The 20,856-nt window shown below is 72.2% G+C and carries 17 protein-coding genes, 1 tRNA gene and 1 pseudogene; 12 read left to right on the top strand and 7 right to left on the bottom strand.

The window, feature by feature from the left end; all coding sequences use genetic code 11:
* The first annotated feature begins 11 nt into the window (after nucleotides 1–11).
* From OG509_RS14915 to OG509_RS14905, 3 genes are all read left to right on the top strand, one after another.
* Nucleotides 12–449: a hypothetical protein gene (locus OG509_RS14915; RefSeq protein WP_406183068.1), complete on the top strand. Its 438-nt coding sequence runs from the start codon at nucleotides 12–14 to the stop codon at nucleotides 447–449.
* Between the two features lie 11 nt (nucleotides 450–460).
* A complete protein-coding gene (locus OG509_RS14910) occupies nucleotides 461–2,776 on the top strand; it encodes a hypothetical protein (protein WP_406183067.1) in 2,316 nt (771 codons plus the stop codon).
* 120 nt (nucleotides 2,777–2,896) lie between these two features.
* On the top strand, nucleotides 2,897–3,565 hold the full coding sequence (locus tag OG509_RS14905) for a hypothetical protein (RefSeq protein ID WP_406183066.1): 669 nt from the start codon (nucleotides 2,897–2,899) through the stop codon (nucleotides 3,563–3,565).
* Nucleotides 3,566–3,625: 60 nt separating this feature from the next.
* Here OG509_RS14905 and OG509_RS14900 read toward each other — a convergent pair.
* A tRNA-Cys gene (locus OG509_RS14900) sits at nucleotides 3,626–3,697 on the bottom strand.
* Between the two features lie 180 nt (nucleotides 3,698–3,877).
* On the opposite strand from OG509_RS14900, the gene OG509_RS14895 reads away from it, so the two are divergent.
* The 5 genes and pseudogenes from OG509_RS14895 to OG509_RS14875 all read left to right on the top strand — a co-directional run bounded on the left by OG509_RS14895 (nucleotide 3,878) and on the right by OG509_RS14875 (nucleotide 9,997).
* Nucleotides 3,878–5,365, top strand: coding sequence for an MFS transporter (locus OG509_RS14895; RefSeq protein ID WP_406183065.1), 1,488 nt, complete (start codon nucleotides 3,878–3,880; stop codon nucleotides 5,363–5,365).
* 337 nt (nucleotides 5,366–5,702) lie between these two features.
* Nucleotides 5,703–6,106 (top strand): annotated as a pseudogene (locus tag OG509_RS14890) (type II toxin-antitoxin system death-on-curing family toxin).
* Nucleotides 6,107–6,223: 117 nt separating this feature from the next.
* Entirely contained in the window at nucleotides 6,224–8,008 is a 1,785-nt protein-coding gene (locus tag OG509_RS14885) for a DEAD/DEAH box helicase (RefSeq protein ID WP_385579703.1), read from the top strand.
* 382 nt (nucleotides 8,009–8,390) lie between these two features.
* Complete coding sequence (locus OG509_RS14880; protein ID WP_030158675.1) at nucleotides 8,391–9,032, top strand: IclR family transcriptional regulator; 642 nt, start codon at nucleotides 8,391–8,393, stop codon at nucleotides 9,030–9,032.
* Between the two features lie 167 nt (nucleotides 9,033–9,199).
* Nucleotides 9,200–9,997 carry a S16 family serine protease gene (locus tag OG509_RS14875; protein ID WP_406183064.1) on the top strand — a complete coding sequence of 266 codons (798 nt, stop codon included), beginning with the start codon at nucleotides 9,200–9,202 and terminating at the stop codon, nucleotides 9,995–9,997.
* Here the strand turns inward: OG509_RS14875 and OG509_RS14870 are convergent.
* The 3 genes from OG509_RS14870 to OG509_RS14860 form a co-directional block, all read right to left on the bottom strand.
* The gene (locus OG509_RS14870; RefSeq protein WP_406183063.1) at nucleotides 9,927–11,252 is read right to left on the bottom strand and encodes an MFS transporter; all 1,326 of its coding nucleotides are present in this window, start codon (nucleotides 11,250–11,252) and stop codon (nucleotides 9,927–9,929) included. The genes OG509_RS14875 and OG509_RS14870 overlap by 71 nt on opposite strands.
* Nucleotides 11,249–11,845: an ArsR/SmtB family transcription factor gene (locus OG509_RS14865; protein WP_406183062.1), complete on the bottom strand. Its 597-nt coding sequence runs from the start codon at nucleotides 11,843–11,845 to the stop codon at nucleotides 11,249–11,251. The genes OG509_RS14870 and OG509_RS14865 overlap by 4 nt, the downstream gene beginning before the upstream one ends.
* 89 nt (nucleotides 11,846–11,934) lie before the next feature.
* Complete coding sequence (locus OG509_RS14860) at nucleotides 11,935–12,405, bottom strand: Lrp/AsnC family transcriptional regulator (RefSeq protein WP_048476218.1); 471 nt, start codon at nucleotides 12,403–12,405, stop codon at nucleotides 11,935–11,937.
* A gap of 130 nt (nucleotides 12,406–12,535) precedes the next feature.
* On the opposite strand from OG509_RS14860, the gene hppD reads away from it, so the two are divergent.
* Nucleotides 12,536–13,690 (top strand): 4-hydroxyphenylpyruvate dioxygenase, encoded by a 1,155-nt coding sequence (gene hppD, locus OG509_RS14855; RefSeq protein ID WP_406183061.1) that lies wholly within the window; start codon nucleotides 12,536–12,538, stop codon nucleotides 13,688–13,690.
* A 71-nt stretch (nucleotides 13,691–13,761) separates the two neighbouring features.
* Here the strand turns inward: hppD and OG509_RS14850 are convergent, their stop codons facing one another.
* Nucleotides 13,762–15,330 (bottom strand): tetratricopeptide repeat protein, encoded by a 1,569-nt coding sequence (locus OG509_RS14850; RefSeq protein ID WP_406183060.1) that lies wholly within the window; start codon nucleotides 15,328–15,330, stop codon nucleotides 13,762–13,764.
* A gap of 105 nt (nucleotides 15,331–15,435) precedes the next feature.
* On the opposite strand from OG509_RS14850, the gene OG509_RS14845 reads away from it, so the two are divergent.
* Nucleotides 15,436–16,839, top strand: a complete 1,404-nt coding sequence (locus OG509_RS14845; RefSeq protein WP_406187579.1) for an FAD-binding oxidoreductase — start codon at nucleotides 15,436–15,438, stop codon at nucleotides 16,837–16,839.
* Between the two features lie 59 nt (nucleotides 16,840–16,898).
* Here the strand turns inward: OG509_RS14845 and OG509_RS14840 are convergent, their stop codons facing one another.
* A complete protein-coding gene (locus OG509_RS14840; protein WP_406183059.1) occupies nucleotides 16,899–17,378 on the bottom strand; it encodes an SsgA family sporulation/cell division regulator in 480 nt (159 codons plus the stop codon).
* A gap of 276 nt (nucleotides 17,379–17,654) precedes the next feature.
* Here OG509_RS14840 and OG509_RS14835 point away from each other — a divergent pair, with 276 nt between their 5' ends.
* Complete coding sequence (locus OG509_RS14835) at nucleotides 17,655–19,244, top strand: RDD family protein (RefSeq protein ID WP_406183058.1); 1,590 nt, start codon at nucleotides 17,655–17,657, stop codon at nucleotides 19,242–19,244.
* A gap of 88 nt (nucleotides 19,245–19,332) precedes the next feature.
* Nucleotides 19,333–20,061, top strand: coding sequence for an RDD family protein (locus tag OG509_RS14830; protein ID WP_406183057.1), 729 nt, complete (start codon nucleotides 19,333–19,335; stop codon nucleotides 20,059–20,061).
* 39 nt (nucleotides 20,062–20,100) lie between these two features.
* On the opposite strand, the gene OG509_RS14825 is transcribed toward OG509_RS14830, so the two are convergent.
* The gene (locus OG509_RS14825) at nucleotides 20,101–20,490 is read right to left on the bottom strand and encodes a hypothetical protein (RefSeq protein ID WP_406183056.1); all 390 of its coding nucleotides are present in this window, start codon (nucleotides 20,488–20,490) and stop codon (nucleotides 20,101–20,103) included.
* Nucleotides 20,491–20,856: the final 366 nt, after the last annotated feature.

Raw genomic sequence — 20,856 nt, 5'->3', positions numbered from 1 at the left:
AAAAGCACGCCATGTCGTTCGACGAGGAATGGTCCGCCGCGCGCGCCACGGCCGCCGCCGCCAACGTCTCCATGCGGCTCAACCACGTACCCGTCGAGCCCGGCGGCAGCGGCAGCGGCGGCAGTGGCAGTGACCTGGAGCTCAACCAGGATCACATCGGCGCCATCGGCACCGAGGCGTACAAACTGCACTCGCGGCTCCAGACGGACGGCAAGCACGCCGCCACCGCCACCGGCGAGGCCGCCGGGGCCCTCACGAAGGAGGGCTTCGTCAGCGGGGCGGCGCTGCTGAAGGTCAACGCCGTGTGGGAGAGCCAGGTGAAGACGCTGGTGGCCGCCTGCGCGAACGTCTCCAACGGGCTCAACTACTCGCTCTCCTCCCACGCCAAGGACGAGGAGCAGTTGCACGCCGACTTCACCACGTCCGCGATCGACAAGTACCTGAAGTAGGCGGCGCCTCCATGCTGACGTACGAGAACGTGATGAACGCGCCCCTGGACAAGCTCCAGACGGCGGCCACGGACTGGAAGGCCATGGCCGACAAGCTGGACGAGATGGCCGAGGCGGCCCGCAACGGAATGAAGGCCAAGGCCGACAAGGCCGAGTGGAGCGGGGTCACCGCGGGGGTCGGGCGGGCGTTCGTCGACAAGACGGCCAAGGAGTTCGAGGACGCGGCCAAGGAGGCCAAGGGCGTCCACCAGCTCCTCAGCGACGGCCACAGCACCATCAAGACGGCCCGGGACGCGCTCAAGAAGGCCGCCGACGAGGAGGCCCCGGCCGCCGGGTTCCGCGTGGACGCGGCCGGCAAGGTCTCGGCCGTCCCGATGGACCCGAAGACCGAGTACGCGGCCCGGCACGACCCGGACTACCCCGAGTTCAAGCGCAGGCAGGAGGAGAACCGCAAAGCCTGGCAGGCGAGGGTGGACCGGCTCGTCGAGGACTGCGCGGACGCCGACGACTCCCTGGCTCGCGCGCTGCGCGCGAACGTCTCGGACGACCACGACTTCACCGCGCCGAAGTACACCACCCTGGACGGCGAACAGGCCGACCGGGCGGCCGAGCTGATGAAGAAACTCAGCAAGGAACAGGGCGGCGTCGTCCGCAACCCCGAGGCGCTGCGCGAGCTGGAGGACCTGCTCGACGACAACCGCAACGACGCCGAATTCTCGACGGACTTCTATCGCAGGCTCGGCCCCGAAGGCACGCTCGAGGCGTACGCGAAGCTGTCCATCGACGCGTCGACCCTGGGCGAGGCGGGCAAGGACCGCCTGGCGATGGTCGGCAACATCCAGAACGACATGGGCGCGATGCTGGGGCTCGCCACGCAGAAGAGCTCGCCGAACCACCTGGATGCGGCGTGGACGACCGGCCTGATGAAGGCCGGCCGCAAGGAGATGCAGGTCACCGGCGATCTGACCAGCAAGATCTACGGTTACCAGGCGCTGGGGGCGCTGCTCCACGAGGGCAGGTACGACAAGGACTTCCTGACCTCGGTCGGCCGGGACATGGTCGCGTTCGACCGTGAGAACCCGAAGGCCTGGGAGCACGGTTCTCCGTACGATCCGAAGACGGTGCTCAGCCAGGGCAAGGACGGCAGCCGGGGCTTCTACCCGCTGACGGGCCTGATGGACGCGATGTCCCACAACCCGGACGCGGCGACGGCGTTCTTCAACGAGCCGGTCCGCCAGGACAGCAACGGCGACGGCATCGTCACCACGGCCGACAAGGTCGTGTCCGGCCAGCACGGCAAGGCGCGGGGCATGGTCGACTACATGCTGGACAAGGAGCCGTGGGCCGACGCCTTCGACCGGACGCCCACCCACCCCTACGGCGAAGCGGGCCCGGCCCAGGACGCCCTCGGCAACGCCCTCGAAGCGGCGGTCTCGGGCCGCGTGCCGGGCGACGAGGACGCGAAATCCATCCCCCACACCAAGGAAATGGCGGCGGTCATGGAACGCGTCGTCGAGAAGATCGGCGACGACCCGTCCCTGGTGGCGCAGGACCCGGACGACAAGGACAAGAAGCCGAGGCTGGGCGCCCTGGCGGGGCACTTCGGCAACATGGCGGCGGAATACGTCCCGGACCTCCAGGCGTCCGCCGAGAACGGCGGGAACCAGATCAAGGTCACCGGGGACATGGCCGAGTTCAACAAGGCGACGATGTCCCGTTTCCTCGGCGCGGTCGGCCAGGATCCGGAGGCGTATGGCGCCATCACGAATGCCAACCAAGCGTTCACGGCGGTCCTCATCGCCGACGTGGTCCAGCATCCCGGCGACAACGGCCTCCTGGACGCGGCCGTGGAGAACGCCGTGCAGCCCGGTGGCCAGATCGCGGGCATGCTGACGGAGGCTCGCGCCCAGAACATGCACGCCGAGACCGCCCACACGAACGAGGAATACGTGAAGGGCGTCGAGGACGGAGCCAAGTGGATCAACCGCGGCATTTCGGCGGCCGGCGGTAAGTACCTCGAAATGGTGCCGGTCGCCGGTGATGTCGTGGAATGGGTCCAGGAGGACGTCACCGAACTCTTCGTCGAGGATGCCAAGGAGAAGGGAAAGGAGAAGACCGCCAACACCGAACAGGCCGTGGCGAAGATGTACGCGGAGGCCGAACGCCGGACGAGCGATGCGGCAAGCAAGGCCGTGCTGCACGCGGCTGCCGGCTCGGGTCTGTCCGAGAAGGAGATCAACACGCTCTCGGGTGTGGCGTCCAAGGAATCGGCGGTCGCTCATTCGGTCGGCCGCGACTTGGTGGACAGTTCGAAGGGAACGTCCTGATGCCCGTGGCGACGCCGGGGAGAGCTGACGGCACGCCGCACTGGGCCGTGAGGTGGGCGGGCCGATGTACGTTCAGCTGACGAAGGAAGACGGCCAGGACTTCCCCCACAAGGAGCTGAAGTGCGCCCCCTGATGGTTTCCACCGTCCGCCTCGCGGCACTCGCGGTGTTCGTGACCCTGGTCGCAGGATGTACGACGTCAGAACCCGAGCCCAAGGCGTCGCTTTCGGCGAAGCCTCCGGAAGTGGATCTGACAGAGGCATGCCCTGGGCTGATCACGGATGCCGCTGGTAAGGCGCTGACGGACGTCCTGCAGTCCTCGCATCTGGTCAATGACGACGCCCAGACCGTCGGTGTCACAGTCATGGGCAAGGCTCTGGAGGACTTCTATCGCGCGGGGCCGAAGGCCGGGGAGGTCGCCGCTCCCGCGTGCACCGTCACCGGAACCGTGGGCAGGGGGAAGCGGGTCGGGGAGATTAGCCTCGCCGCCAACAGCGGGAACGCCGGCGCGCAGGGTAGTGACCAGACCGGTGTCCGGGTGACGCGCGCCGACAGAGAGCGAGGCGTGGCCTTCGACTGTGCGAGTACCCGTGTCGGCTCCACACGCGACATGCCGCTGCGGATCAAGGCCGTCTACAAAGACCGGTATCAAAGCAGCAGGGGAGATGCTGTGCTGGGTGAGGACTACCTGGTCCTCGCCCACTCCGCCGCGGTCGCGATCGCCAAGGAGCTGGGATGCGAGAACAACGGCGGACTACCCGAAGGGTCCTCTGCCCTCCCGAAGCCGTGACGTACCACTGCCGGATGGCAGCGCGAAGGCCGCTCAGGGGTTCCTGAGCGGCCTTCGGAGAAGCCGTGGCGGGAATTGAACCCGCGTGCCTCGCTTTGCAGGCGAGTCCCTCAACCACTCGGGCACACGGCTGTGGGGTGGTTATGGGTGTGACCGTACGGGTGGGATGCGGGGCGGGGAAGGTGTGCGCGGCGGGTGCAATGTGATTGCCATGCTGCGTTTACGGGCCGCGGGTCCTAGGTCTCGGGGATGAGCGCGGGATACGTCCAATTGACAGGGGCGCAGCCGAGGAGAGGGGCTTACTCTGGGGCGATGAGTGCCCTTGGAGCCCGTGTGTCGCAGCGCAGTGTGCCGGTCCCGCCGGAGTCCGAGGGCGGGATTCTGGGGTCGGCGTACCGGGCGCTCAGCTTCGGGATCATTTCCGTCGTCTTCCTCATCGCCTTCGAGGCGACCGCCGTCGGGACGGCCATGCCCGTCGCCGCGCGGGAGCTGGACGGGATCGGGCTCTACGCCTTCGCCTTCTCCGCGTACTTCACCACCAGCCTCTTCGGGATGGTCCTGTCCGGGCAGTGGGCCGACAGGAAGGGGCCGCTCTGGCCCCTCGCCGTCGGGATCGCCGCCTTCGCCGCGGGGCTCCTCCTCGCAGGGACCGCCGTGGACATGTGGGTGTTCGTCCTCGGGCGGGCCGTGCAGGGGTTCGGGGGCGGGCTGGTCATCGTCGCGCTGTACGTGGTGGTGAGCCGGGCCTACGAGGAGCGGCTGCGGCCCGCGATCATGGCCGCCTTCGCGGCGAGCTGGGTGGTGCCGTCCATCGTCGGGCCGCTGGCCTCGGGGGCCGTGACCGAGCACCTCGGCTGGCGCTGGGTGTTCATCGGGATACCCGTGCTGGTCGTCGTACCGCTGGTCGTGGCCCTGCCGGCGATACGGCGCACCGCGTCCGGGCCGGTGGATCCGGACGCGCCGCCCGCCGCCTTCGACGGGCGGCGGATCCGGCTGGCGCTCGGGATCTCCGCCGGGGCGGCGCTGTTGCAGTACGCCGCCCAGGACCTCCGGTGGCTGTCGCTGCTGCCGGCCGCCGCGGGCGCGGGGCTGCTGGTGCCCGCCGTACGGGGGCTGCTGCCGCGCGGTACGTACCTGGCCCGGCGCGGGCTGCCTTCGGTGGTGCTGCTGCGCGGGGTGGCGGCGGGGGCGTTCATCTCGGCGGAGAGCTTCGTGCCGCTGATGCTGGTCACCCAGCGGGGGCTGAGCCCGACGCTGGCCGGGTTCTCGCTGGCGGCGGGTGGGCTGACCTGGGCCGGCGGCTCGTGGCTGCAGTCGAAGGGGCGGATGGCGCCGTACCGGGAGCGGCTGATGGTGGCGGGGATGGTGCTGGTGGCCTTCGCCATCGCGGCCGCGCCGGCGGTGCTGATCGAGTCCGTGCCGGTGTGGACGCTGGCGGTCGCCTGGGCAGTGGGGTGCCTGGGGATGGGGCTGGTGACCGCTTCGACGAGCGTGCTGCTGCTGGAGCTGTCGGCGCCGGAGGAGGCGGGGTCCAATTCCGCCGCGCTGCAGATCTCGGACGCGCTGGCCAATGTGGTGCTGCTGGCGGCGGGGGGCGCGGCGTTCGCCGCGCTGGGCGGGGGAGCGGTGGGGGCGGTGGGTTCGGCTTCGCATGCCGTTGCCGCCGAGGGGGCGGCCACCGCGCACCCCGCCGCGTTCGCCGTGGTCTTCCTGCCGATGGCCTGCGTGGCGCTGGTGGGGGCGTGGGTCGCGACCCGGCTGTATGTGCGAGGGCCGGAGCCGGTGGCCGCGCGCGCGTGAGCGGGCCGCCGCCCGGGCCGCGTCCCCGGCCGGGCTCGAAAAGGTGGTGAGGGGCGGGGGAGCGGGTGCGTACGCTGCGCGGGTAGAGAACTTGATCATTCGGCTTGATCGTGGCGACTTGGCCGAACTCGCCGATCTTGCAGATGCCCTGTGGGCGTGCACCTGAGGAAGTGGCGCGCGATGCCGTGCGGCAGTACCTGCGGGCGGAGCGGGCGCGGGTCGGGAGCGAGGCCGCGCGGTTGGCGCAGCGGCACGACGCGCTGTTGAAGCGGCTCGGCCAGTGAGCGGCACCAGCGGAAGCAACAGCAACAGCAACAGCAACAGCGGAAGCGCAGGCATGGGGGTGCGGTACCTGACCCTCGCCGAGGTGGTCGGCCTGGCCGGGCTCGCCTGCCTGGAGCAGAGCGTCGAGCTGCGCGCCCCTGGGCTGCTGGAGTCCGCCGTGCACCGGCCGCGGGCGCTGGGGGCACCTCCCAGCGGTAGCTGGGGGAGTTCGGTACGCCCGCGTACGAGGACCCGTACGAGCAGGCCGCCGCGCTGCTGCACGGGATCGCGATCAACCACCCCCTCGTCGACGGGAACAAGCGGACGGCCTGGCTCGCCGCCGCGACCTTCCTGGCCGTGAACGGCATCGACCTCGCCGACGTCGACCAGGACGCCGCGTACGACCTGGTCATCGATGTCGCCGCCGGCGACGAGGCCGATGTCGCCCGCATCGCCGAGCGGTTGCGCCGGATGTGACGCTCGCCGCACCCGCCGAGGTCACGGGCCTGTCCCTCCCCGAGGGGTCGGCCGGCCCCGGTAGGGTGGCCCGGTTGTCCTACGTACGACCGCCGCCGAGAGCCCGAACCGGAGACCGTGACTACTACCGCCTCCCACCACCTCTCACCCGCCTTCCCCGGCCGTGCCCCCTGGGGTACCGCCAGCAAGCTGCGCGCCTGGCAGCAGGGTGCGCTGGACCGGTACATCCAGACCCAGCCCCGCGACTTCCTCGCGGTCGCGACGCCCGGCGCGGGCAAGACGACCTTCGCGCTGACGCTCGCTTCCTGGCTGCTGCACCACCACGTCGTGCAGCAGGTGACCGTCGTCGCGCCGACCGAGCACCTGAAGAAGCAGTGGGCCGAGGCCGCCGCCCGGATAGGCATCCGGCTGGACCCGGAGTACTCCGCCGGGCCGCTGAGCAAGGACTACCACGGGGTCGCCGTGACGTACGCGGGCGTCGGCGTACGCCCGATGCTGCACCGCAACCGCTGCGAGCAGCGCAAGACCCTCGTCATCCTCGACGAGATCCACCACGCCGGTGACTCGAAGTCCTGGGGCGAGGCCTGCCTGGAGGCCTTCGACCCGGCGACCCGGCGGCTCGCCCTGACCGGTACGCCCTTCCGGTCCGACACCAACCCCATCCCCTTCGTCACGTACGAGGAAGGGAACGACGGGATCCGGCGCTCATCCGCCGACTACACCTACGGCTACGGGAACGCCCTCGGCGACGGCGTCGTGCGGCCCGTGATCTTCCTGTCCTACAGCGGCAACATGCGCTGGCGCACCAAGGCCGGCGACGAGATCGCCGCCCGCCTCGGCGAGCCGATGACCAAGGACGCCATCTCCCAGGCCTGGCGCACGGCGCTGGACGCGCGCGGCGACTGGATGCCGAACGTGCTGCGCGCCGCCGACCAGCGGCTGACCGAGGTCCGCAAGGGCATCCCGGACGCGGGCGGGCTCGTCATCGCCTCCGATCAGGACTCGGCGCGCGCGTACGCCAAGCTGATCCGCGAGATCACCGGCACCAAGGCCACCCTGGTGCTCTCCGACGACACCGGCGCCTCGAAGAACATCGACACCTTCAGCGCCAACGACGACCGCTGGATGGTCGCCGTCCGCATGGTGTCCGAGGGCGTCGACGTACCGCGCCTCGCGGTGGGCGTGTACGCCACGACGATCTCGACGCCGCTGTTCTTCGCGCAGGCCGTCGGCCGCTTCGTGCGCTCGCGCAGGCGCGGCGAGACCGCCTCCGTGTTCCTCCCGACCATTCCTTATCTCCTGGGCTTCGCCAACGAGATGGAGGTCGAACGCGACCACGTCCTCGACAAGCCCAAGAAGAAGGGCGAGGAGGACCCGTACGCCGAGTCCGAGAAGGAGATGGACGAGGCGAACCGGCAGGAGGACGAGGACACCGGCGAGGACGAGCAGATGTCCTTCGAGGCGCTGGAGTCCGACGCCGTCTTCGACCGGGTGCTCTACGACGGCGCCGAGTTCGGCATGCAGGCGCACCCGGGCAGCGAGGAGGAGCAGGACTACCTCGGCATCCCGGGGCTGCTGGAGCCGGACCAGGTGCAGATGCTGCTCCAGAAGCGGCAGTCGCGGCAGATCGCGCACAGCCGCCGCAAGCCGGACGCGGAGGCGGACCTGCTGGAGCTGCCGGCCGACCGGCGGCCGGTGGTCTCGCACAAAGAGCTGCTGGAGCTGCGGAAGTCGCTGAACACGATGGTGGGCGCGTACGTCCACCAGAGCGGCAAACCGCACGGGGTGATCCACACCGAGCTGCGGCGCGTGTGCGGCGGGCCGCCGAGCGCGGAGGCGACGGCGGGTCAGCTGCGGGAGCGGATCAAAAAGGTCCAGGAGTGGGCCACCCGGATGCGGTGAACCCGTTGGAGTTTCGTACGGGGACGCCGTCACGCTCCGTGTCCGGGACCGGGCGCGGGGGCGGCCGCGTACGGGGCGCGGAACCCGTGATCCGGGTCGGCCGATCGCACAGGCCCCGCCGGTCGGCCGAGGTAACGAAACGACCCCGGCGGCGATCGTTAACCGGCACAAAGGGGTAGTTGGCGCCCGGATTCTGGACGAGCCCTTCCGCTGAGCGGACCCGCTCGCTAATGTCCCCGCATCGAACGCCCCGTGGCAGAGCCGCCGCGGGAGCGCAGCCGGTGCCATGGCCGCTACCGGCGGCCTCTCGTGCGTCGCCGTGGGACCGGCGCCGTATCCACCCCGAGAGTCACCGCCGCTCACCGAGAGAGGGAGAGGCGTCGTGACCGCGGAAACCTCCCAGACTCTGGACCGAGGACTCAGGGTCCTCAAACTGCTCGCCGACACCGACCACGGTCTGACCGTCACCGAGCTCTCCAACCGCCTCGGTGTGAACCGCACCGTGGTCTACCGCCTGTTGGCCACCCTGGAGCAGCACGCCCTGGTCCGCCGCGACCTCGGCGGCCGGGCCCGCGTCGGGCTCGGCGTGCTGCGGCTCGGACGGCAGGTGCATCCGCTCGTACGCGAGGCGGCCCTGCCCGCGCTGCGGTCCCTCGCCGAGGACATAGGCGCCACCGCGCACCTGACCCTCGTCGACGGCACCGAGGCCCTCGCCGTGGCCGTCGTGGAGCCCACCTGGACGGACTACCACGTGGCCTACCGGGCCGGCTTCCGCCACCCGCTGGACCGGGGGGCAGCCGGGCGGGCCATTCTGGCCGCCCGTCAGGGCACGCTCACCGAGCCCGGATACACGCTGACCCACGGAGAGCTCGAAGCGGGCGCCAGCGGCGCGGCAGCCCCGCTCGTGGGCATCACGGGGCTGGAGGGCAGCGTGGGAGTCGTGATGCTGGCCGACGCCGTGCCGGAGCGGGTCGGCCCGCGCGTCGTGGACGCGGCCCGCGAGGTGGCCGACGCCCTGCGCTGAGCCGTACGCACGGGACGTACGCCGACACCCGGCTCCTGGCCTCCGGGCCGGACCGGGTGCGCTTGCCCATGCCCCGGAGAGCGCCCCGGCGGCGTACGGGAGGCCGTCCCGCCGCGTCCCGCACGGTGGGGCGCGGGGGCGGCGGGGGCGCCCGATACATTGGCCGGGTGCTCTCTCGTCTCACACGTCTGCCGCGTCCCGCCGCCCTGGCCATCTGCGCCGTGCCCGTGCTCGGGCTGTTCGCCGCGGCGGCCTTCGCGCCGCTGCCCTTCGTGATCGCCCAGCCGGGCCTCACGGCCGACGTGCTCGGCGACCGCGACGGCAAGCCCGTGATCTCCGTGACGGGCGCCCCGACCCGGCAGACCACCGGCCAGCTCCGGATGACCACCATCCAGGCCACCGGTCCCTCCACCACCGTGACCCTGCCCGAGCTCGTCGACGACTGGTTCGACAGCAGCCGTGCGGTCATGCCCAAGGAGGCGGTCTACCCCACCGGCGGAAGCGACAAGGAGATCGAGGCGCACAACCTGGAGCAAATGGCCGCGTCGCAGTCCACGGCCACCCAGGCCGCCCTCGGCTACCTCCACAAGGACCCGAAGGACGTGAAGGTCCAGCTGAACCTCGCCGACGTGGGCGGCCCGAGCGCCGGCCTGCTCTTCTCCCTCGGCATCGTCGACAAGCTCGACGGCGACGGCAGCGGCGGCGACCTCACCGGAGGCCGCACCATCGCCGGTACGGGCACCATCAGCGCGGACGGCAAGGTCGGCGCCGTCGGCGGCGTGGCCCTGAAGACCCAGGCCGCGCGGCGCGACGGGGCGAGCGTGTTCCTCGTACCGGAGGCGGAGTGCTCCGACGCGCAGTCCGAACTCCCCGAGGGGCTCCGGCTGGTCCCCGTCAGTTCCCTGACGGGTGCGGTGCAGGCGCTGCGTGCGCTGACCCGGGGAGAGCCGGTTCCGTCCTGCTGACGTCCGTCGGCGCGCCACCGCCGATGGCCTGCTCCGGCAGGCGCTCCATCGTCCGCCAGGCCGGGAAGACCAGAGGCGAGAGCGTGACCACCAGGTAGGTGCCGCCGAACAGCAGCAGCGTCCGCGTCGCCCCGAACCCGTCGACCAGCAGGCCCGCCGCGAGCCCGCCCAGCGGCATCGTCAGCTCGCAGCCCGCCGTGGTCACGCCCGAGACGCGGCTGCGCAGCTCCTCCGGGATCCGCTCGTAGACCACGGTGGTCAGGATCGGGTTGAGCATGCCCGCGCCCAGCCCGGACAGCGCCATCGTCACCGCGAGCGGCAGCGGGGTGTCGGTGAAGGCGGCGACCGCGTACCGGGGAGCCCCGCACAGCAGGAAGGCCACCGTGAACACCGCCCTGCGCGGGAACCGCTCCCCCCACACCCCGTAGAGCAGGGCGCCCAGCAGCGCGAAGCCGCCGAAGACGGAGACGAGCAGGCCGACCGCCGTGGCGCCGCCGAGGGACTCACGGCCGTGTACGGGCAGCAGGACGGCGGACCAGCCCTGGTCCAGGCCGTTGGTCATCATCACCATCACGGTGATGCCCATCAGCAGCCGGGCGCGGGTCAGGAAGGCCCAGCCCTCGGCCAGTTCGGCCCGGTAGCCGGCGAAGGAGATCTTCCCGGCGGCCGGCTGCGGCTCGGCGGCCGGGACCCCGCGCAGGAAGGCGCCGACCAGCAGCGCCGAGACCGCGAAGGTGGCCGCGTCCAGCAGCAGGGCGGACTCGGCCCCGAAGACCGCGATCAGTACGCCGGCCAGCGCGGCCCCGATCATCCGGGCTCCGCGCGAGACCGCGTCGTACAGGCTCGCCGCCCGGGTCAAGGGGGTGCCGGCGTGCTCGGCGAGGTTCGGCAACAGGACGCCGCGGGCGGTCAGGCCCGGCGTGTGGACGAGGCCCCCGACGGCCATCAGCGCGCACAGCATCCAGAACTCCAGCACGCCCGCGTAGTGCAGCAGCGGGATCGCGCCGACCGATACGGCGCAGACGAGGTCGGAGGCGGCCGAGACCCGGCGGCGGCCCAGCCGGTCGATGACGGGGCCGCCGACGAGGGCGGCGACGACGACGGGCAGGGTGGCGCAGAAGGCGACGACCCCGGCCCGGCCGGCGCTGCCCGTGGTCTGGAGCACGAACCACGGAACGCCGATCAGGGTGAGCGAACTCCCGGCTATGGAGATGGTGTTGGCGGCCAGGACCGCCGCGAAGGGCCGCCGGCTCATGCGGCGGCGGCGCTCTCGGCGCGCGGGAACGCGTGCGTGTGGAAGCGGACCGTCTCCGTGCCCTCCGCCGGCGGCAGGTCGCGGTAGCTGTCGATCAACTCGTGGAGCTTGTGGATGAGTTCGAGGCTCTGCGCGGCAGTCAGGCGCAGCGTGAAATCGCTGATGTCCGAGGCGCGCCGCCACTCCTGGGACCAGGCCTGGGCCGTGCCGAGCCAGGTGCTCATCTCCTGCGTGTGGATCGTCGCGATCTCGTGCAGGAAGAGGTCGGCCGCGCCGCGCGTGGCCGGGTCCTCGGCGTACAGCAGCTGCTCGTCGAAGCGGGTGCCGTCGTGGGCGGCCCGCCACCAGCGTTCACGGCCCTTGCCGTGCTCCGGCGCGTCCTCGACGAACCCGTGCGCGGCGAGCTGGCGCAGGTGGTAGCTGGTGGCGCCGCTGGACTCCCCGAGCCGCTCCGCCAGTTGGGACGCCGTGGCCGGACCCTCGTGGCGCAGCATGGCCAGCATGCGGATGCGCAGCGGGTGGGCGAGGCCGCGCAGGGAGCGGGCGTCGAGCGTACGGACTTTGGGCTCTTCGGGGTTCCGCTCTTCGGGCATGGGTCGACCGTAGAGTTGCAAAGACTTCTATGCAAGGACTTATTTGCAACGTGTTCTTTGGAATCGAGCGTGGGAGCCACTCGAAGGGATCACCCCTCCTGCGCCGCCTGCTCCACCAGGGGGATCACCCGCAGCGGCACCGGGTTCTCCATGACGATCGCCGTCGAGGCGCGCACGATCCCCTCGAACCCGACCACCCGGTCGATGACCCGTTGCAGATCGGCGTTGGACCGGGCCACGAGCCGGCACAGCATGTCCCCGTGCCCGGTGGTGGTGTGCAGCTCCAGTACCTCCGGCACGCCGTTCAGGTGTGCCCGTACGTCGGCCCCTTGGCCCTGCTTGATCTCCAGCGTCGCGAACGCGGTCACCGGGTACCCGAGGGCCGCCGGGTCCACCTGGGGGCCGAAACCGCGGATGACACCGTTCGACTGGAGCCGGTCGAGCCGGGCCTGCACGGTGCCGCGGGCCACGCCGAGCCGGCGCGAGGCCTCCAGGACCCCGATCCGGGGCTCGCGCGCGAGCAGGACGATCAGCCGGCCGTCGAGTTCGTCGATCCCCATGGGTGCCTCCCGGGCGCGGGGGTGGTCATACTGCACAGATCTCTCAGCCATCCTCCGCCTCGACTGGGCAGCCTGTACAGCCAAACAGGAAACTATTGCGCAGCTTGTGGATCGGCGGGACTCTGCGCTCATGACTGAGTCTCTGGCGAACCTCGAAACCATCCCCCACACCGCGCGTGAGGCAGACCCCTTCCCCGTGAAGGGCATGGACGCGGTGGTCTTCGCCGTGGGCAACGCCAAGCAGGCCGCGCACTACTACTCCACCGCGTTCGGCATGAAGCTCGTCGCCTACTCCGGACCGGAGAACGGCGTCCGCGAGACGGCCAGCTACGTCCTGACCAACGGCGCCGCGCGCTTCGTCCTGACCTCGGTCATCAAGGCGACGACGGACCACGGCCGCTTCCTCGCCGAGCACGTCGCCGACCACGGCGACGGCGTGGTCGACCTCGCGATCGAGGTCCCGGACGCACGGGCCGCGTACGCGTTCGCCGTCGAGCACGGCGCGCGCGGCCTGGACGAGCCGTACGAGGTGAAGGACGAGCACGGCACCGTCGTGCTCGCCGCCATCGCCACGTACGGCCAAACCCGCCACACGCTGGTCGAGCGCAAGGACTACACCGGCCCCTACCTGCCGGGCTACGTCTCCGTCGCCCCGCTGGTCGAGGGCCCGGCCAAGCGCACCTTCCAGGCCATCGACCACTGCGTGGGCAACGTCGAGCTCGGCCGGATGAACGAGTGGGTCGGGTTCTACAACAAGGTCATGGGCTTCACGAACATGAAGGAGTTCGTGGGCGACGACATCGCGACCGAGTACTCGGCGCTCATGTCGAAGGTGGTCGCGGACGGCACCCTGAAGGTGAAGTTCCCGATCAACGAGCCGGCGATCGCGAAGAAGAAGTCGCAGATCGACGAGTACCTGGAGTTCTACGGCGGCGCCGGCGTCCAGCACATCGCGCTCGCCTCGAACGACATCGTGGCGACCGTACGCTCGATGCGCGCGGCGGGCGTGGCCTTCCTGGACACCCCGGACTCGTACTACGACACGCTCGGCGAGTGGGCGGGCGAGACCCGCGTGCCGGTCGAGACCCTGCGCGAGCTGAAGATCCTCGTCGACCGCGACGAGGACGGCTACCTGCTGCAGATCTTCACCAAGCCGGTGCAGGACCGTCCGACGGTGTTCTTCGAGATCATCGAGCGGCACGGGTCGATGGGCTTCGGCAAGGGCAACTTCAAGGCGCTGTTCGAGGCGATCGAGCGGGAGCAGGAGAAGCGGGGCAACCTGTAGGTCGCGGTCCGGGGTCCGGGGGTTCTGCCCCCGGACCTCCCCCTCGCTGCGCTGGGGGGACCGCCAGCGCCTCACCCACCGGCGGGGCCGGGTTTGGGCGACGGCGACGGCGACGGCGACGGCTTGGCCGCCTTCGGGAGGTCCGGGGCCACCCACGGCTTCGTCGGCTGCATGTTCTCCGGACCGCCCGCCGGCGGCTGGCCGATCGTGGCGAGGGCCGCCTTCGCCTGCTGGACCCGGACCGGCGAGAACCGCGGGTTCGTCCGCAGCGCCTCCTGCAGGTGCCGCCGGGCCCCGGCCTCATCGCCCAGGCCCCGCTCGATCATCGCCCGGTGGAACGCGAACTCCGCACTGCGCATCCCCCGGTCCGTCGACTTCTTCGCGTACTCCAGCGCCGCCGTGTCGTCACCCGTCTTGTGCAGCGCCCACGCCAGCGCGTCCGCCACCTCCATGCCCTTGTGCCGCGACCACTCCTGCGTCAGCCGCCGCACGGCCGCCGCCGGATCCCCGTGGTCCGCCTCGAACAGGCCCAGCACCACCGCCTCGTTCACCCCGTCCGCCGCGCCCCGCGCAGCGGCCGTACGCAGCATCCCGTACGGCGCCTTCGCCTCGTCCCCTCGCCCCAGCGCGTCCAGCAGCTCACCCAGCTCCAGCGCCAGCCTCGGCACCTGCGCCCGGCCCAGCGCCATCCGGTAGTCGCGGACCGCCTCCCCGCCCCGGCCCAGCCCGGCCAGCGCCCTGGCCCTGCCGCCCAGCGCCTGCGCCTGCGCCGGGTCCGCGCGCAGCGCGCCCTCGTACTGGCGCAGCGCCTCCGCCGCGTCGCCCCGCTCCCACGACAGCTCCCCGAGCCGGAACAGGACGTACGCCTTCTCCGCCGGCGCCTTCGCCGCGCCCCCCGCGTGCTCCATCGCCATCGTCGCGTCCTCGCGCCAGCCGCGGTCCCGGTAGACCTGTGAGGCCCGGATGAACGCGGCGAGTCCCGGCCTCAGGTCCAGCAGCCGTTCCATCGACCGCTCGGCGGCCTTGTAGTCGCCCAGGCCCGTGTACGCGTCCACCAGCACCGGGTACGCCGTCCACCGGCTCGGCGCCTGCGCCCGTACGAGCTCGCCCCACTTCCTGCCGGTCCCGAAGTCGCCCCGGGCATTGGCCAGCGTCCCCATGGCCGTCATCGCGTCGAAGTTGCCCTTCTCGGCCGGGCGCAGCTCCAGCGACCGCTTCAGCGCCTTCTCGGCCTTCGGATACCAGGCCGGCTCCGCCGTCCGGCGCGCCTGCTCCAGGTACGCCGCCCCGAGCACCGCCCAGGACGCGTCGTCCTTCTCGTGTCCCGCGACCCACTTCTCCCGGTCCGCGACCAGCGCCGTCAGGTCCACAGCCGCCGCCGGCGCACCCATGCCGACCGCCGACGCGGCCCGCTCGGTGGGCCCCGGCGGGCGGGCGTCGTCGCCCTGGCGGGCCGGCCGGATCACCAGTGCCCCGGCGATCAGCACCACCGCGACCCCGGCCGCCACGAGCGTCTTGCGGCCGGTGAAGGTCACGGGTGGCGCGGGCTGCTGTGCTTCCTCCTCGATGCGGGCGGCGCGAGCAGCACGAGCAGTACGGGCGATACGGGAGATACGCGCGGTACGGGTGGCACGGTCCATGGGGTCACTGTGCGTCAATATGAAGAGTTCGCCGAGGTGTCCGAAGCCCGTCGCGGCCGTGTTCACACCGATGGCCCCCGGTGCCACGCTGGGCTCATGGATGTCATGGATGTCATGGACGGCGCCGGGGAAGACGATCTCTCCCCGCGTCTGCGCGCGAGCCTCCTGGAGGGGCTCCCGGCCGAGGCCCTCCTCATCGACCCCGAGGTGACGGCCTCCTACGCCACCGATATGGCCGCCTTCTGCGCCGCCGGCACCCCGGCGGCCGTGGTCCTGCCCCGCACCGTCGAACAGGTGCAGCACGTGCTGCGCACCGCCACCGCCCTGCGGATCCCCGTCGTCCCGCAGGGCGCCCGCACCGGCCTGTCGGGCGCGGCCAACGCCTCCGACGGCTGCATCCTGCTCTCCCTCGTCAAGATGGACCGGATCCTGGAGATCAACACCGTCGACCGCATCGCCGTCGTCGAACCCGGCGTCGTGAACGCGGTGCTCTCACGGGCCGTCGCCGACCGGGGCCTGTTCTACCCGCCCGACCCCTCCAGCTGGGAGCAGTGCACGATCGGCGGCAACATCGGCACCGCGTCCGGCGGCCTGTGCTGCGTCAAGTACGGGGTCACCGCCGAGTACGTGCTCGGCCTCGACGTGGTCCTCGCCGACGGACGGCTGCTGCGTACGGGCCGGCGCACCGCCAAGGGCGTCGCCGGATACGACCTCACCCGGCTCTTCGTCGGCTCCGAGGGCAGCCTCGGCGTCGTCGTCCAGGCCGTGCTCGCCCTGCGCCCCGCGCCGCCCCGGCAGCTCGCGCTGGCCGCCGAGTTCCCCTCGGCCGCGGCCGCCTGCGCGGCCGTCTGCGCCGTCATGGAGGCCGGACTGACGCCCTCGCTGCTGGAGCTGATGGACCGTACGACCGTCCGTGCCGTCAACGCGCTCGGCAAGATGGGGCTGCCCGAGACCACCGAGGCCCTGCTGCTGGCCGCCTTCGACACCCCGAACGCGCCCGACGGCCTCGCCGCCGTGGGGGAGCTGTGCCGGGCCGCCGGGGCCACCGCCGTCGTCCCCGCCGAGGACGAGGCCGAGTCCGAACTGCTGCTCCAGGCCCGCCGGATGTCGCTGACCGCCCTGGACGCCCTGCGCCCCGCGACGATGATCGACGACGTCTGCGTACCGCGCTCGCGGCTCGCCGAGATGCTGGACGGGACGGCCGCCATCGCCCGCGCGTACGACCTGCTCATCGGAGTCTGCGCGCACGCCGGCGACGGCAACACGCACCCGGTGGTCTGCTTCGACCCGGCCGACGAGGACGAGACGCGGCGGGCCCGCGAGTCCTTCGACGAGATCATGGCGCTGGGACTGGCCCTGGGCGGGACCATCACCGGCGAGCACGGGGTCGGGGTCCTCAAGAAGGAGTGGCTCGCGCGCGAACTGGGACCGGTGGGGATGGAGATGCAGCGCGCGGTCAAGCAGGCCTTCGACCCGCTCGGCCTGCTCAACCCCGGCAAGCTCTTCTGACCGTACGCCGGGTATGGAGGGCGCGGGGTGGACGAGACGGAGGTGGCGGATCCGCATGATCACAGGTCCCCGTCCGCCGACTCGTCCGACGGCCACGGGTCCCGCATCCACAGGTCGTCGGCCGGGGTCGGCGCGAGCAGTTCCGCCAGCGCGGCGTCCAGGCCCAGCCGATCGGCCTCGGTGCCGGGCGGGACCACGCGCAGCGTGCGCTCCAGCCACGCCGACACGGCGGAGGACGGGGCCTCCAGCAGGGCGTCGCCGTCGGGGGAGGTGAGCGCCATGCAGAGGACGGCCCTGTTGTCGACCTTGGTGGGCCAGATCCGGACGTCTCCGTGGCCGCACGGGCGGAACACCCCCTCGACCAGCAGCTCGCGGGCGAAGGTCCAGTTGACCGGGGTGCTGGAGCCGGTGTGGAAGGTGATGTGCACCGCGTACGGGTCCTCCGTCAGGTAGACCAGCCGGGCCGGGACGGCGACGCTGCGCTCGGGGGACAGGACCAGCTTGAGTTCCAGCTCGCGCTCGACGACGGGGTGGTGCATGGCGGCCTCACTTCGGTTCTTCGGTTCTCCGGTTCGTGGTGCGGGGCCGGGTTCGCGCCCCACACCCGGTGAGAGCGCCGATGTGCCCGGGTATGACGCGACTTCGTGCACCGGATCGGGGATTGGCCGGATCCTGTTGGGTGACCGAAAACGGCCGTAGGGTGCGACGTTCGCTCAAAGGCTTGGATTCTCCCGTTACCGGACCTGTCGGGGCACGGTTCTTGGCTATGGTCCTCCCCTTGCACAAGCCTCAAGCCACGATCGGAGTTGGGGACATTGACGGCCTCCCCTGGTGACGGCGAGCACGCGGCCCGCGAGGGCTACTACCCCGATCCGTCCATCCCCGGGTTCGTCCGGTACTGGAACGGCCTCAACTGGGTTCCGGGTACGAGCCGCCCTGCCCCCGCCGCCCCCGCCGCCGCCCCTGCCCGGTCCGACGAGACGGGGCCGGTGTTCCTGGACGAGACCGGCGTGACCGAGGCGCTGCCGGAGTCGGAGCCCGAGCCCGAGCCCGAGCCGGAGCCGGCCGCCCCCGCGGGGCCCGCGGCTTCCTGGCAGGCCGACCCCCTGCACCAGTCCGGCTTCGGCGGGCCGCGCGACCACCGGGTGTCCTGGGGCAGCCCGGGGCAGCCGGAGCCCGACGGGGGCCACGCGCCCGCCCGTTCGGCGCCGGCGGGGGCCTCGACGGGCCGCGGGCCGCGCCCGGAGCCGCTGGAGGCGGCCGAACGGGCGGAGCGCGGGCCGGGGGTGTCCTTCGCCCGTACCGCGGAGCGGTTCCCCGCGCAGGCCGCCGTGCGGGGCTCCGCCGAGAGCGTGGGCATCCTGTCGGCCCGCTCCCCGGCCGCCCCGGTCCCGGCCCCCTTTGCCGTCGAGCCCGAGTGGCCCGCCGCCCCCGGCACCGGCGCCGGCCCGTCCGGCCTCACCTCGTCATGGCCGCAGACCCCCCTCCGCCGCGACCCGGCACCCCGCCCGGAGCCGGAGATCCCGGCCGGCTGGGACCCGATGTCCCGCCCCGAGCCGGAGGCCCCGGTGGACCCCGCCCCGTGGTCGCAGGCCCCGCCCCGCCGCGAGCCGGCCGCCCGGCCCGAGCCGCAGGCCCCGGCGGACCGCGCCCCGTGGTCGCCGGCTCCGGTACGCCGTGACCCGGCGCCGGACCCCGAGCCCGAGGCGCCGGCCCGGCGCGACCGGGCCGCCCGGCCGCAGCCCGAGGCGCCGGAGGCGCAGTCGGCCGCGCAGTCCTCCCCGGCGGCCCGCCGCCCCGGGTCCACCCCCGCCCCCCGCCGGGCCGCCACCCCCGCCGAAGCGGATCACGGCCTCGAAGCCGGTCCGGCGCCGGCGGCCGGCCGCGAGGTACCCCGGGTCACCGAGCGGGCCGTGTTCGAGCGGATGGCGGAGCGGGCCACCCGGCCCGCCGGGCTCGTACGCCGGGCCGTGGCCCGCGCGCTGGACACCCTCGTACTCGCCGCGGTCGCGGTGGGCGCCGCCCGGCCCCTCGTCCCCGCGGCCACCGACCACCTGGAGGCCAAGGTCGACGCGGCCAAGGGCAGCGGCCGGACCACCACCGTGTGGCTGTTCGACACCACCATCGCCGGATACCTCGGCCTCGTCCTGGCCGCCGTACTGCTCTTCGGGGTGTTCTACGAGGTGCTCCCCACCGCCCGCTGGGGCCGCACGCCCGGCAAGAAGCTCCTCGGGATCCGGGTGCTGTCCGCCGCCACCCTCCACCCGCCCACGTTCGGCGCCGCGCTGCGCCGCTGGCTGGTGTACGCGATCCTCGGGCTCCCCGGCAGCCTCTGGTGCCTCGGGGACCGGCCCCGCCGCCGGGGCTGGCACGACCGGGCGGCCAAGACGTACGTGGCCCGCTGACGCCCGCCCGTGGGCCGGCGGGAGGTCCTTTCCCCCGAACGGACGCCGTCCCGTTGCGGGGTTCGCGGAGCCGGGTTCGACTCGGGCCATGAGTACCGATCAGCCGCCGCCGGGCCAGCCGCCCGAGGACGACCCGTTCCTCAAGAAGCCCCAGGAGCCGACGCCTCCGTCGGGCGGTTCGCCGTACGACCGGCCCCCGGGCGGCCCGCCGCCCCAGCCGCCTGGCGGCCCGTACGGCGGTGCGGGCGGTGGCGGCGGATACCCGCCCCCGCCGCCACCCACGCCGCCCGGAGGCCCGTACGGCGGGAGCGGCGGCTACGGCATGCCCGACCCGCTCGCCGGCATGCCCCCGCTGGCCGACTTCGGCAAGCGGCTCGGGGCCCGCATCATCGACGTCGTCATCGTGCTCGTGCCGCTGTTCCTCATCCAGCTGGCGTTCGGCACGAACCGGTACACCGTCGAGACGAACAAGGGGGAGGACGTCAGCGAGGTCTTCACCAAGTCGTACAGCGGCAGCGGCCTGGCGATGACGCTGATCTCGATCGTCCTGTTCGTCGGCTACGACTGGTGGTTCGCCCAGAAGGACGGCAGGACCATCGGCAAGAGGGCGCTCGGGCTGCGCGTCGCGATGCTCAACGACGGCAGCGTCCCGAAGTCGGGCGCCTCGCTCGGCCGCGCCGCCGTGCTCTGGCTGCCGGCGCTCATCTGCTGTCCCTGCCTGTGGGAGATCGTGCTGATCGTGTCGATCCTCGTGGACAAGCCGTACAAGCAGGGCCTCCACGACAAGGCGGGCAAGACCGTGGTGGTCAGCGCATAGCGGCGGGGCGCACCGGCGTACGGCAGGAGCGCGTACGACTCAGTGGTGCACCGGCTGTTCGACGGCGGCCGTCCGGGGCTCAGGCACCCGGGCGGCCGCCGTCGCGTCCGCGGGGACCGGCTCGGGCGCGCTCCCGGGGGCGGAGGGGATGATTCCGGGGGTGACTCCGGGCGTGATTTCGGTAACACCGCGGGAAACGCGGGGGGTACGGGCGGCGGCCCGGGCCGTCCCGGCCGGAGCCGCGTGCCGGCCGCGCCGGCGGGGGCTGGCCGTGGTGAGCGCGACGAGCAGTCCGAGGGCGAGTGCGGCGGTGGCGATGACGGCGATCCCGCGCCCCGTGCTCGTCTGCGAGAGCAGAAGCATGGCGATGGTCGACACGACGACGGTGGCGGACCCGTAGAACAACTGGGCTGCAGTCGGACGCGGCATGGCGGTATCCGTCCTCAAGGCCGGGAGGGGGAGTCTGCTCAACTAGGTCGCGCGTCAGGCGACTCTATGTCGGGGGATTCCCGAGCGGAACCGCCAGTAAGCGTGACCTAACCCACGGTGCCCGGCGCACGGGGGGCGTACGGGATCACTCGCCCGTCACACGGTGGGGTCGGGACGCGGCCTTCGTCCCATCTGGCAGAGGAACGTCCGTATACCGGAACTCCCTGACCGCATAGTGCAGTTGTAAGGAACAAGTCAAGGTCTGTCTTTTCCCTCGACTCTCCGGTCAAATGTCGTCACTTGAGACGCGCGCCGCGCGGAACCCCCCACTCCAACGGAGATGTTCCGACCTGTGTCGCGGCCGCG

The organism is Streptomyces sp. NBC_01006, from assembly GCF_045162725.1.
Classification (GTDB): domain Bacteria; phylum Actinomycetota; class Actinomycetes; order Streptomycetales; family Streptomycetaceae; genus Streptomyces.
Note: the sequence above shows the minus strand (reverse complement) of the source record. Positions and strands in the feature narration are given on the sequence as shown.

What these genes read in the sequence shown, in the direction of transcription:
- OG509_RS14915 (WP_406183068.1), top strand. Translation starts at nt 12, where the DNA reads ATGTCGTTCGACGAGGAATGGTCCGCCGCGCGCGCCACGGCCGCCGCC.
- OG509_RS14910 (WP_406183067.1), top strand. Translation starts at nt 461, where the DNA reads ATGCTGACGTACGAGAACGTGATGAACGCGCCCCTGGACAAGCTCCAG.
- OG509_RS14895 (WP_406183065.1), top strand. Translation starts at nt 3,878, where the DNA reads ATGAGTGCCCTTGGAGCCCGTGTGTCGCAGCGCAGTGTGCCGGTCCCG.
- OG509_RS14870 (WP_406183063.1), bottom strand. Translation starts at nt 11,252, where the DNA reads ATGAGCCGGCGGCCCTTCGCGGCGGTCCTGGCCGCCAACACCATCTCC.
- OG509_RS14865 (WP_406183062.1), bottom strand. Translation starts at nt 11,845, where the DNA reads ATGCCCGAAGAGCGGAACCCCGAAGAGCCCAAAGTCCGTACGCTCGAC.
- OG509_RS14860 (WP_048476218.1), bottom strand. Translation starts at nt 12,405, where the DNA reads ATGGGGATCGACGAACTCGACGGCCGGCTGATCGTCCTGCTCGCGCGC.
- hppD (WP_406183061.1), top strand. Translation starts at nt 12,536, where the DNA reads ATGACTGAGTCTCTGGCGAACCTCGAAACCATCCCCCACACCGCGCGT.
- OG509_RS14850 (WP_406183060.1), bottom strand. Translation starts at nt 15,330, where the DNA reads ATGGACCGTGCCACCCGTACCGCGCGTATCTCCCGTATCGCCCGTACT.
- OG509_RS14845 (WP_406187579.1), top strand. Translation starts at nt 15,436, where the DNA reads ATGGATGTCATGGACGGCGCCGGGGAAGACGATCTCTCCCCGCGTCTG.
- OG509_RS14840 (WP_406183059.1), bottom strand. Translation starts at nt 17,378, where the DNA reads ATGCACCACCCCGTCGTCGAGCGCGAGCTGGAACTCAAGCTGGTCCTG.
- OG509_RS14830 (WP_406183057.1), top strand. Translation starts at nt 19,333, where the DNA reads ATGAGTACCGATCAGCCGCCGCCGGGCCAGCCGCCCGAGGACGACCCG.
- OG509_RS14825 (WP_406183056.1), bottom strand. Translation starts at nt 20,490, where the DNA reads ATGCCGCGTCCGACTGCAGCCCAGTTGTTCTACGGGTCCGCCACCGTC.